Raw genomic sequence first — 11,680 nt, 5'->3', positions numbered from 1 at the left:
GAGGTGTATAAGAGACAGGGGGCGAGGGCGGGTGCCACCCAGGCTGTGCGCGGGGCCTCCACACCGAGGGCAGGCGAACACACTCCGGAAGTACGCCTGTGCCACGGAGGCACAGCCTGCCCCCCGTGGAGGTCAATCCCCTGGCGCCGACTGGACTCCGAAGGTTCCGCGCTTCAGTACTCGATCTGCTCGACGACGATATCGGCGAAGGTCCGTTGCTCAGAGCCAAAGCCCGTGTAGAGCATGTATCGCTGGCTCCAGAACCGCCACTCACCTACCGGGAGCTTCTGGATGACGTACTTGAGATGCTCCGACGTTTGTGCCGCACGCTTGTCGCTTGCGCTGACATTGCTGTGAAGGACAACGGGCCTGCGCGGATCTCCGCCCACTCCGAACGTGCATCCCGTCATCGCGTCGGTGAAGAAGAAGTCGGCATCGTCCCCCAATTGCATCCAACAGACCCCATCCTCGTGCCAGGGCAACAGGTACGCCCGCTTGCCTTGTCCTCCTTCATTTCCTCCCAGGTGGAAGTCATGCGCGGAGAGAAAGATGTCGGGAGGCGGGGAGACGATCGTCACTGAATTCCGGTTCGTCCAACCAAACGTCCGGGGTGCCACGGTGTAGCCGCGCAGCGCCTGGAGTTCGGCCTTGTCCTTTTCCCATTCCAAGTCGAACTCCTCATCCGAGTCCGAGCCCGAGTCCGACGACGCTTCAGGCTCCTGGTACCAGCACTTCAAGAAGACCCGGTGGCGTCCTTCCGTCGCTCCGAAGCTCAGCAACTGGCCTTCGTAGCTGACGAGGTCCTCCTTCCGAGCGACGAGGTCATTCGTACTGATGCTTCCGCCCATCAGGATGATCTTCTGGCTGATGAACCGCTCTGGATTGGAAATGAACATGGTCGTCCTCCGCTGGACGCCGCCACTCTCGCAGAGGCGGAATTGGCATGCACGGAACGCATGGCGCTCGTGGTCACTCCAGGTGCTCCAGGACCGCTCGCACCGCGCACCGCGAGAATTCCGCGCAAGGCGGCGGCGGGAATCGGCAAGATGCCGGCCATGAAGCGAACCCTGTGGCGTCGCGTGGGCCTGGCTGTCGCGGCCCTGTTGCTGGTGTTGGCCGTCGTCGTGGCCGTGGGACTGAGCGACGTGAGCGTGCCGGACACCTCTCGCTTCGATGCCGACCTGGGCGCCATCCGGGCCCTGGCCGTCTCCACCGGCGCGCCGCTCCCCACCGGCTTGCGCAGCCAGCACGTGGGCCGGGCCTCCGGAGTGCCGCACGCGCTCGTGGTGGCCGGCAACGGCTTCGGAGAGGTCGCCTTCGACTTCTATGCGTACCAGGCCGTCTATGCCGACGGCCGCACGGTGCTGGTGGACGTCGTGAGCGACGAGAAGACGCAGCTGGGCCAGTTCCCCGGCTCGGAGTTCGACGCCGCGGCCTACACCCGGGTCCAGGAGGCGCTGCGCCGCGCGGACGCGACGGTCGTCACCCACGAGCACTTCGACCACTGCGCGGGCATCGCGCACTCGGCATACCTGGACGAGGTGGCGAGCAGGGTCCACCTCACGGACGAACAACTGCGAAGCCCGCACGCGGAGGAAGCCGGCTTCACCACGGAGCTGCGCGCCCGGCTCACGCCGCTCCAGTACGAGCGCCTGCACCTGCTGCGCCCCGGCGTGGTCCTCATCAAGGCTCCGGGCCACACGCCCGGCACCCAGCTGGTGTACGTGCGGCTCGCCGACGGGCGCGAGTTCCTGCTCGTCGGCGACGTGGCCTGGCACCAGGACAACATCCGGCTCCCGAGGATGCACCCGCGGCTCACCAACTGGCTGGGCGGCGAGGATGCCCAGGCGATGGCGCACCAGCTGCGGTGGCTGCACGACCTGCTGCGCACCGCGCCCGAGCTGCACCCGGTGGTGGCCCACGACGGCGCGCAGATGCAGGACTACCAGCGCCGTGGGCTCATCCTGGACGGGCTGCTCTGACCCAGGGGCCTGGGCTAATGTCTGACGCCTCCATGCCACAGCTCCAACGAACGATGAGCGATGCAGACTGTCTGGCCGAAGCGGAGCGCATCCAGCGGTTGCTGGCCGAGCAGGCCGCGCGGCATGACCGGGAGACCTCCCTGCCTGACGAGGGCTTCGAGGCCATGGCCAGGTCCCCGCTGAATACCGCGCTGCTGGAGGGTGCCTCCTGGCTGACCTTCGGGCGCATCGTCAGCATCCTGAGCCGGGGCAGCGCCTCCTTCGGGACGCTCTGGCTGATGCACCAGGGCTCGGGGCTCGCCTTCCTGGCCCTGCCGGAGCCCGCGCTGGTGGCCTCGTTCAACGACAGGTTCCGCCAGGGAGCCTGGTTCGGCAACGCCCTGTCGGAGCCCACCAGCGGCAACATGTTCCTCATGCCTCACCAGGAGGCCCGCCGCGCCGAAGGCGGCTGGCGCCTGTCCGGGGCCAAGCGCTTCGTGTCGGGCAGCGAGCGGGCCAGCTACCTGCTCACCAATGCCGTGTGTGATGGCCAGCCCGCCTTCTTCCTTATCGACAAGGACGACTCCATCCGGGTGGAGGATGTCTGGGACACCCTGGGGATGCGGGCCACGCGCAGCCAGCTCCTGCACTTCCAGGACACGCTGCTGCCGGAGTCCCGGCGGCTGCGGCTGGATCCCTCCCAGCCCAACCCCATCGCCCTGGGGCTGCCGTGGATCTCCATTGGCATCGCCGAGGCGGCGCTGGCCTTCGCCATCTCCTACGCCAGGGAGCGCAAGCTGCCGCCGGAGAACCGGGCGATCGCGGAGATGCAGTGGGTGCAGTTCTCGGTGGCGGAGATGAGCCTCCGGCTGGAGGCGGCGCGGGCGCTGGCCATGCGCGCGGCCATCGCCACGGACCAGCGCGAGCCGGACTTCCCCGTGCTGCAGATGCAGGCCAAGGTCGTGGCCAACGAGGCCGCCGTGGCCATCACCACCGCGGCCATGGAGCTCGCCGGAGGCTCGGGCTACATGCGGAGCCACCCCATCGAGCGCTACCTGCGCGATGCCATGAGCGGCCCGCTGATGGCCTGGTCTCCAGCGGTGATCCGCGACTTCCTCGGCAAGGCCCTGCTGGGGCTTCAGCCGCCGCCCCAGGCGTGAGCTGCCAGGTCACAGCGCGCTGCAGGCCCAGACGCCCAGGGGCGTACAGAAGCAATTGGGATTGGGGTGGCCCGGCAGACAGCAACTCCGCGACCCGCCAACGGGCGAACATGGCGTCCCCGCGAGCTTGCTGCAGCGATTGTTCAGCCCGCAGAGGGGAGGCGTGTCACTCCTTACTGGCGAATCAGATCATGGACTGGCTGCCCGTCCGAGCCCACACCATCCAGCCGCACGAAGTCGACCGAGAAGGGCCAGGATGTCTTCACGAAGACGTGCTCCAGCCGGGAGACGCTGTTGCCCAGCTTCGTCCACGCCTGGACCTGGCATTTGCCGTCGACCCGCGCGGTGGTGATGTCGATGGGGCGCGAGGGAAAGGCCCGCAGGCGCACCCGCACCCGCCAGCCCCCCTCCGTGGTGGCTTCGACCGTCTGCGGGTCCTCCAGCCCGTACACGGGCTGCTCGACCCCCAGCAGCTCCTCCACCTCCGAGGGCCCGCGCTCCAACATCCGCCAGTACACCTGCACGGGCTGCGTCCCCACGGGGCGGCAGGCCTCGTCCAAGCGAAGGGCGTAGTGGACCTGGTTCCGGTTCTCGCTCCGGGACAAGAAGAAGGCGGACTGCGATGGGAGGGACGCCCCGGCCGCGGAGGCAAGGGTCCCAACGGTCGTCAGCGCGATGGCAGCGAGGTGGCTGAGCCCGGATTCAGGAAACATGGGGGTCCCCCTATCATGGCGGAGTGACGGCGGTCGCCCGCGGGGCCGTATCGGGATGATGAACACCCCGGGCCCCTGGAACTGTCACCCGCCCTGCGCATTTCGCACAGAAAACGCCCCCCTGGTAGCGGCCAGGCCAACGTCAGCGCCTCAATCCAGCGGGTGGGCGGCTCCGCGCAGCGTCTCATCGATGAGCGACACGGGAACGGACAGGGCCGCGGCCAGGCCCTGCAGCTCCATGAACTCCTCTTCCGCCACGTTGCCATCCGCGGCCGCCACCAGGGTGAGGTGTTGCAGCAGCCGGGCCCGCTCGGAGGTGGGCGCTTTCTCGCGCACCCGGGCGGACACGTCCGTCAGCTCGCGCCGGGCGGCGTCGACGGAGGGCAGGACGCCGACGTGCTCGGAGCCGAGGAGCGCGGAGAGCGCCTGCAGTTCCCGCTCGGAAACGCCCTCGTGCGCGTGGGCCACCAGCAGCCCGCCCAGGAAGAGGGCCCGCCGCAGCAGCTCGGCGTGGGGGGACTGCTCCTCGAGGTAGGACGCGTCCATCTCCCGGAAGTCCCGCTCGATGATGGAGTCCACTTCTTCGTCCGAGAGGCCCTCCCCCCCGCCGGAGCGGCCCACCAGCGCGCGGTAGGTCTTCGACTTCGAGAAGGCGACGACGGCGCGCACGCGGAGGGGACTGAAGGGGTGGGTGCTGAAGCAGTCCAGCGTGTCGTCGTCCTCACGCGGCTTCGCGCGGGCCGAGGGCGCGGAGACGAGCGAGTCCACCTGGCGCGAATAGGCCTCCAGGTCGGGCTTCACGAAGCCGGAGGCAAGCCCGCTGGCCAGCTTGAAGAAGCCGCTGGCGGCGGCGTCAGGGTCCTTGCCACACAGCAGGCCGGCCCGGTCCGCGCTGACCTCGGCCGCCCGGCACCAGAGGTACAGCTTGAGGGCGGTGTGGCGTGGGACAATGACACCCGCCGCGTCCTCGGCGATGGCGGTGACGGGCATGGGAATGGCGAAGTGCTCGAACGTCAGGTGGCCCAGCTCGTGCCCCATGACGAAGCGCAGCTCCGCCTCGGTGAATACCTCGATGAGCCGCGAGGAGAGGACGATGAGGGGATGCCCCGGCGGGTTGTAGACCGCCGAGGCGTTGATCATCGGATCCGGCCTGACGAAGACCTCGACGGGCTTGTCGTAGCCGAGCATCTCCTTGCATTCGGCCAGAGCCTCGGCGACCGCCGGAGCCATGGAGCGCGTCAGCCGCAGCGAGTTGGCGAGCAGCCGTCGCCGCGCGGTGAAGCCGAGCCCCGTGGTCACCTTCTCCACGCGTTGCAGCGCCCATTTGACGTCCTTGTCGGCCAGCAATTCGGTGCGCAGCTTCCGGTCGAGCGTGGACTGGAAGGAGCTCGGATTCACGTTCGCCATGGCGTACCTCCGGCCTAGCGGGCGTACTTCATGGAGAGCACGTCGAGCACCTTCTGCACGGTGCCGTCGTCAATCTCCAGGATGCGCTGCATGGCGGTGAGCAGCTCGTCCTCCGACTCGCTCACGTCTCCCGAGGCCATGGCCAGGTCCGCGGCAAGCACGAACGCCTTCTTGCGCACCTTCTCGCTGGAGAAGCCGGAGAGGGACTTCACGGACTCACGCAGGTTGGAGTAGCGGGCCACCAGCTTCCTGGCCTCGGCGTAGACGTCCTGGAACTGTTTGCCTTTGAACTCCGGCAGTTGGGTGAAGTAGGCCTCGACGGCTTCCACCTCGCCCTGGTCGAGGTACCCGTCGGCGCCGGCCATCAGGAGCATCGTGTGGAGCAGCAGCACGTCATCCGACGCCTTCTTGGCCGGTGCTTCGCTGCGGAACATGCTCAGAAGACCCATGGTTTTTCCCCCCGTTGGTATGGAATCCGCTTCGGGTTTGAAGCGAACGGGGAAGAGGCTAATCGCAACCCACACAGAAGGTCCATGGTCCTCGACAGGATGGCATTGCACCCTGGGGTCACATCCGCGCGGCTCGACCGTCTTCTCCGTGGGATGCGAGTCCCCAAGCCGAAGTCAGCTTGCACTCACGGAGCGGCGCCGATGCCCGACGACAAGAAAGACGACAAGCGAACGCAGTACCCCTTTTTCTGGGGCATCTATTACGGCGCCGTGAGCAAGCCCCCGCAGCTGTTCGTCGGCGGGCTCCGCACGCTCGGACAGTTGGGCCTGCAGGGCGCGCCGCAACAGCAGGTGATCCAGTACCACAACCTGCTCACGGCCCGGGCGGCGAAGGCGGGCCTCCGCTACGCCGCGGGGGCGAACGTCGATCCGGCCCTCATCTCGACGCTCTGGAACGCGCTGCCGCCGGAGGCCCAGTCCAACACCATCGACTGGGGGAAGCAGCAGGCGGGACAGCTCCTCGGCGGTTCGGCCGTGAGCTGGGTCATCGGCAAGGGGCTCGTGAGGTATCTGCCCAAGCAGATCATCACCCCCGCGCTCTTCTTCCTCACCTGCCAGGGCGCGATGGGTCTCTTCTGGAAGGACGCGTGGGACAAGGGTCCGCCGCCTCCTCCTCCCGGGGTGGGGGGTGGCGGCAAGGAGATCTCGGTCTGACGTCTCCGTCCGCACGCCGTCAACGTGATGGCCAGGGACGTCGATCCTGGCCACCCTGTTGACGGCGGGGTGACGCCTACGGATTCGCCACGCAGCCCGTTCCCGTCGTCAGCGACAACTGCTCGCGGACCGCGTTCAGGTAGGCGCAGCCATCGCGCATGTTCGGCTCGACGTAGCCGCCTTCGTGCCACTCGTTCCAGGCATAGAGCAACACGAAGTTGTCCACCGTGGACGGACGGGACGACTGTGCGATGTCGGTGCGGACGTTGGCCAGCAGTTGCTTGAACCGTGTCACCGTCGCGTCGTCGTACCAGCGGAAGGCTTGCCGCTGCGCCGTCAGGTCCGGTCCCGGGTCAGGAATCTCGATGGCGATCCGCGGCCGCTCGTCGAAGTCCGACGTCGCGCAACGCACCAGGACGCCCGGACGGTTCTGGAAGAACGTGCGCTGGTTGTTGACATAGGTCTGGTACGAGCGGCTGGTGTCGTACTGCCCAAGGCACTGGGTGCCCTCGAAGCCAGCGTTCGCCGGGGGCACATCCAGGAAGGTGATCAGGATCTCCTCTCCCAGCACCGCCCGGGCGCGAGCCCGGAGCGCCTCGGTGAACTGCCTGGTGGCCGCGATGTCGATCTGCGTCGAAGTCCCATTCCCGATGCCCCGTGCATCACACACATTGATGATGGGCCTGCCATCGTTGGCCCGCAGGTAGTTCGGCTGGGTGAGGTAGTTGTCGACGATGAGGTTGGCGGCCTTGGTGATCTGCCCGGTGGGCAGGGCCAGCGAATTGTCGCTGTCGGTCCAGCGGTGGATGCACGGCATCACGCTGAAGTCCATGTTGGCGCGATTGCTTGCCTGCAGGAACGACTTCAACCCCTGGACCAGGGTCTCCGCTCCCCCATTCGCGGGGTTCCAATACCAGTAGAAGCCGAAGAAGCGCAGGCCCGCGCCCGAGGCTTGCGCGATGTGCTTGCGCAGGGTCTCCGGCTGCGAGTCGTCGTAGTAGCCAATGGCTGGCTGGCGGTCCGTGAAGTCCTCGTTCCCCCAGTACCAGGCGTTGCGCTGCACGCCAGCGCCCGCGAAGTCCCGCAGTCCGCCCCACCAGTCATTGGTACGGCCGTAGACGACCGCGGTGTTCGCGATCTGTCCCGGGTTACCCGCTGCGTCGAAGACGCCGAAGTAGATGGCTCCGGTCCGGTGGTAGACAGGCCAGACGTAGCCCAGGGGGCCGTCGGTGCGATAGCCCATGGCCGTGAAGGCGGCCTGCTGGGAGGCCGGAACCACGCGCCATTCGGAGTTGTTCGCCATCCGGTACAGCACCTCCGTCCCTGGCTGCTGGGACGCCGCCACATATCCGAGGATGCCGCCCTCGACGAAGGCCCCGGACGACAGGAGACTCTGTCGCTCCGCCTCGGATGCAGTCAACAGGTACGTCGACTTCGCCGTCGAACGGAGCCGGAAGAGCGGATGGCTCCCGGGGAACGCCTGACGCCGCATGAATCCCAGCTTGGTGCTCAGCTGGGTGAAGCCGTATTGGCCCACCGCGGAGGCGGCCTCCGCCTGCGACGCCGTCCAGAACCACCCCGACTGGGCCGTGCGCAGCTCCAGAAGCGGGACCGGGTCGGTCACCTTGCCCTCGCCCGAGGCAGCCCAGGCGCCAGGCGATCCACCCAGCAATGCTACAAAGCAAACACTGTAAAACAAGTACGACAATCGATTCGGAAGCAAGCCTCACGCCACCCTTTCATGAGGCCCGCCAGGGCCCCTTGATATGAACAGAGTGTCCGAGGTGGAAATCGATGCAGGGAAAACCACCGCATGCACACGGGGAAAGGCGCTAAACAAGCTCCCGCATGACTCACCGCCTCGCCGACTCTAGCAGCATATGGGTGATTTGGTCGGAAGCCTTGCGCGAAGCACCTGCCCGCCAGAGCCGGGTCTGGCCAGGGACCTCGAAGCGGGGCGAGGACCCGGAGCCAGGATGCGGCAGGTTCGCGGGTGGATGCTGCTGGCGATGGTCTGCTTTGCGGCTGGAACAGCGAATGGGGAAGCCCCGCCGGACGCGCGGCTGCGGGAGGCGCGGACGGCCTTCGACGCGGCGAATACGTCCTGGGAGGCGGGCCGGTACGCTGACGCCCTTGCGAGGGGTGAGCATGCGTTGGCGCTGCGGGAGGCCGTGCTGGGGGACACACACCCGGAGGTCGCCCGGTGTCTGGACTGGCTCGGTGCGCATCACCTGCTTCAAGGGAACGTTGTGCGAGCCGAGCCGCTGCTGCAGCGCGCGCTGACGATCCGGGAAGCAGCCCTCGGCCAGGACCATCCGGATGTCGCTCAAACCCTCAACACCCTGGCCAGACTGTACGCGGCACAGCGGCTGGTCACACGTGCGGAGCCGCTTTATATGCGTGCGCTGGCCATCCGGGAGGCGGCCTTTGGCAAGCAGCATCCTCTCGTCGCTGATTCGCTCAACGAGCTCGCCAACCTCTACTCAGCCGAGGATTTGCGTTCTCATGCGGAGCCGCTCTACGAGCGCGCGCTGGCCATTCGGGAGGGGGCCCTTGGCAGGAGTCATCCGGATGTTGCTCAAACGCTGTGCGACCTCGCCGGCCTCCATGGTCAACAGGGGTTGTTCGACCGGGCGGAGCCACTCTATTCGCGTGCCCTGGCCATTCGGGAAGCGGCCCTCGGCAAGAACCATCCCCTTGTCGCCGAGCCGCTCCTTGGGCTTGCCGCTCTTGCCAGGCATCAAGGGTTCTCCGCACAGGCCCACCCGCTCTTCGAGCGTACGCTGGCGATTCGGGAGGCGGCCCTCGGCAACAACCCTCCTGATGTCGCCGGCTCGCTTGAGAACCTCGCCAGGCTCTACGCGGAACTGCAGTTGTACGCTCGTGCCGTGCCGCTCTCGGAGCGTGCGCTGGCGATTCGACAGGCAGTCCTCGGCAAGAGCCATCCCCTCGTCGCCCAATCGCTCGCCATCCGGGCCAGGCTCCATCACATGCAGGGCTCCTACGGCCGGGCCGCGCTGCTCTACGAACGGGCGCTTGCCATTGTCGAAGCGTCCTTCGGCGGGAACCATCCCATTGTCGCCCAGAGGCTCCAGGAACTCGCGCACATGGAACAGGACCTGGGACTGTATGGCCGGGCCAGGCCGCGCTACGAGCGCGCACTGGCCATCACCGAAGGGGTTTACGGCGAGGGCCATATCCGCGTCGCGCTGTTCCTCGACGACCTCGCCAACCTCTACGTCGCCCAGGGGTTGTACGGCCAGGCCGAGCCGCTCTACACGCGTGCGCTCGGCATTCACGAGGCGTCGCCCGGCAGGAATCACTCCATTCTTGTCAATCCGCTCATCCACCTCGCCAGCCTCTACGTGGCCCAGGGGTTGTACGGCCAGGCGAGACGGCTCTACGAGCGCGCGCTGGCCATCAACGAAGGGGTTTACGGCGAGGGCCATGCCCTCGTTGCATTGGCGCTCAGCGAGCTCGCCAGCCTCGATGTGGCCCAGGGGTTTTACGGTCAGGCGGAGACACGCTACGTGCGCGCGCTGTCCATTCTGGAAGCGGTCCATGGCAAGGGCAGTCAACTCGTCGCCGAGCCGCTCCACGAACTCGCCAACCTCCATGGGGCCCAGGGGGCGTATCGCCGCGCGGAGCCGCTCCACACGCGGGCGCTGGCCCTCCAGGAAGCCGCCCTGGGCAAGAACCATCCCGACGTCGCCAGGTCACTCAACCACCTCGCCGGCCTCTACGCGGCCCAGGGGTTGTACGACCAGGCCAGGCCGCTCCACACGCGCGCGCTGTCCATTCTGGAAGCCAGTCTCGGCAAGAACCATCCCGACGTCGCCGCGACGCTCAACAAGCTTGCCGTGTCCCATCTGGCACGGCAGCGTCTCACCAAGGCCCTGCCGCTGTTCACCCGTGCCTTCGCCATCTCCGAGCAGCGCCTGCGGCAGGAAGCGCTCGGCTTCACCGAGGCGCGCCTGGCCCGCTTTCTCCAGTTCCTGCGCGCCGATGAGGAACGGCTCTATGCGCTGTTGCGCGCCCATCCCGGCAATGCCCGGGTCCGGCGTCTGGCCCTCGCCGCCGCGCTTCTGCTCAAGGGCCGCTCCGTCGAGGAGAGCGCGGCCATTTCCCGCACCATCCACCAAAGCCTGAGCGAGAAGGACCGCGACACCTTCGAGCGGCTGAGGGGGCTGCGCACCCAGTTGTCACAGCTGTCACTCCACAGCCCCGACCCGGTCCCACTGCCAGCCTACCAGCGGCGCCTGGAGGCCCTCTCCGAGCAGAGCGCGGCCCTCGAAGCCGACCTCGCCAGGCGCTCCGCACCGCTGCGCTCGTTGGCGGCCCTGCCGTCTCCAGAGGAAATCGTGGACCGTGTTGCCTCGGCGCTGCCCAAGGATGCGGCCCTCGTCGAGTTCATCACCTATCTGGACCGCCCGCTCGTGAGCGAGCCCGGCGCGCCCGCGGCTCACCGTCCCAGCCCACCGCGCTACCTGGCGCTGGTGCTCCTTCCCGACGCCACCGTCCACTTTCATGACCTGGGGCCCGCCGAGCCCATCGACTCCGCCGCGGCTCGCCTGCGAGACGCGCTCGCCAACCGCGACGCAGCCTTCCAGGCCCCAGCCCAGGCGCTCTACCAGCTCGCGTTCCATCCCCTGCTTCCGCTGATTGGGAACACCCGCCGCCTCTTCCTGTCACCGGATGGCCAGCTCTCGCTCGTGCCGTTCGCCGCCTTGCACGATGGCCACGACCTGCTGGTGGACGCGTTCGACTTCACCTACGTCTCCTCCGGAAGAAGTCTGCTGACACACCCCCAGGCGAGCGCCGCCCCTGACTCCGTGGTGGTTCTCGCGGATCCGGACTTCAGCGGTGTCCTGCCGCCGGAAGGCCCCCCTTCCAAGGGGAGCGGCTCCGGGGTGGCCCTGCGCGCCATGGCCGACGGACGCTCCGTGTCCCTTCTGCGCGAGAGCCTGGCGCAACGCGGATGGGCCTCCGCCCCACTGCCAGGCACCCGCCAGGAGGCCGAGGCCATCCAGCGCCTGCTTCCCCAGGCCCAGCTCTTCCTGGGCCCAGAGGCCACCCGGGAGCGGCTGCTGCGACTGCCGACTCCCGGCATCCTCCACCTGGCCACCCATGGCTTCTTCCTGGATGACGCACCCGAGTCCACGGGCTCCCGCGCTGTCGCCCACTTCGGTGCGCTGGGCGAGGACGCGCTCCTTGCGCGGCCCCTGGATCCCCTGCTGCGCTCCGGCCTCCTCTTCGCGGGCGCGCGCGCCCCGCCC

9 protein-coding genes are annotated in these 11,680 nt (G+C 67.8%); 4 read left to right on the top strand and 5 right to left on the bottom strand.

What is annotated here, in order from left to right; all coding sequences use genetic code 11:
* Nucleotides 1-173: 173 nt before the first annotated feature.
* Nucleotides 174-896, bottom strand: coding sequence for a hypothetical protein (locus D7W81_RS34905; protein WP_120559710.1), 723 nt, complete (start codon nucleotides 894-896; stop codon nucleotides 174-176).
* Between the two features lie 159 nt (nucleotides 897-1,055).
* Between D7W81_RS34905 and D7W81_RS34900 the strand changes: the two genes are divergently transcribed.
* Nucleotides 1,056-1,982: an MBL fold metallo-hydrolase gene (locus D7W81_RS34900; protein ID WP_158621754.1), complete on the top strand. Its 927-nt coding sequence runs from the start codon at nucleotides 1,056-1,058 to the stop codon at nucleotides 1,980-1,982.
* A 17-nt stretch (nucleotides 1,983-1,999) separates the two neighbouring features.
* Complete coding sequence (locus D7W81_RS34895) at nucleotides 2,000-3,121, top strand: acyl-CoA dehydrogenase family protein (protein ID WP_244227650.1); 1,122 nt, start codon at nucleotides 2,000-2,002, stop codon at nucleotides 3,119-3,121.
* Between the two features lie 173 nt (nucleotides 3,122-3,294).
* Here the strand turns inward: D7W81_RS34895 and D7W81_RS34890 are convergent, their stop codons facing one another.
* The 3 genes from D7W81_RS34890 to D7W81_RS34880 all read right to left on the bottom strand — a co-directional run bounded on the left by D7W81_RS34890 (nucleotide 3,295) and on the right by D7W81_RS34880 (nucleotide 5,690).
* Nucleotides 3,295-3,834, bottom strand: coding sequence for a DUF4833 domain-containing protein (locus tag D7W81_RS34890; protein ID WP_120559707.1), 540 nt, complete (start codon nucleotides 3,832-3,834; stop codon nucleotides 3,295-3,297).
* A 150-nt stretch (nucleotides 3,835-3,984) separates the two neighbouring features.
* On the bottom strand, nucleotides 3,985-5,241 hold the full coding sequence (locus D7W81_RS34885; RefSeq protein ID WP_120559706.1) for a M48 family metallopeptidase: 1,257 nt from the start codon (nucleotides 5,239-5,241) through the stop codon (nucleotides 3,985-3,987).
* Between the two features lie 14 nt (nucleotides 5,242-5,255).
* Nucleotides 5,256-5,690, bottom strand: coding sequence for a tellurite resistance TerB family protein (locus D7W81_RS34880; RefSeq protein WP_120559705.1), 435 nt, complete (start codon nucleotides 5,688-5,690; stop codon nucleotides 5,256-5,258).
* A gap of 201 nt (nucleotides 5,691-5,891) precedes the next feature.
* Here D7W81_RS34880 and D7W81_RS34875 point away from each other — a divergent pair, with 201 nt between their 5' ends.
* Nucleotides 5,892-6,404 (top strand): hypothetical protein, encoded by a 513-nt coding sequence (locus D7W81_RS34875; protein WP_120559704.1) that lies wholly within the window; start codon nucleotides 5,892-5,894, stop codon nucleotides 6,402-6,404.
* Between the two features lie 76 nt (nucleotides 6,405-6,480).
* Here the strand turns inward: D7W81_RS34875 and D7W81_RS34870 are convergent, their stop codons facing one another.
* Nucleotides 6,481-8,028: a glycoside hydrolase family 99-like domain-containing protein gene (locus D7W81_RS34870; RefSeq protein WP_120559703.1), complete on the bottom strand. Its 1,548-nt coding sequence runs from the start codon at nucleotides 8,026-8,028 to the stop codon at nucleotides 6,481-6,483.
* 373 nt (nucleotides 8,029-8,401) lie between these two features.
* Here D7W81_RS34870 and D7W81_RS34865 point away from each other — a divergent pair.
* Nucleotides 8,402-11,680, top strand: a 3,279-nt coding sequence (locus D7W81_RS34865; protein ID WP_158621753.1) for a CHAT domain-containing protein, incomplete at its 3' end; no start/stop codon positions are given.

The sequence above is a fragment of the Corallococcus aberystwythensis genome, assembly GCF_003612165.1.
In the GTDB taxonomy this organism is placed as follows: domain Bacteria; phylum Myxococcota; class Myxococcia; order Myxococcales; family Myxococcaceae; genus Corallococcus; species Corallococcus aberystwythensis.
The sequence above is the reverse complement of the archived record's forward strand: the minus strand, read 5'-3'. Positions and strand labels throughout refer to the sequence as shown.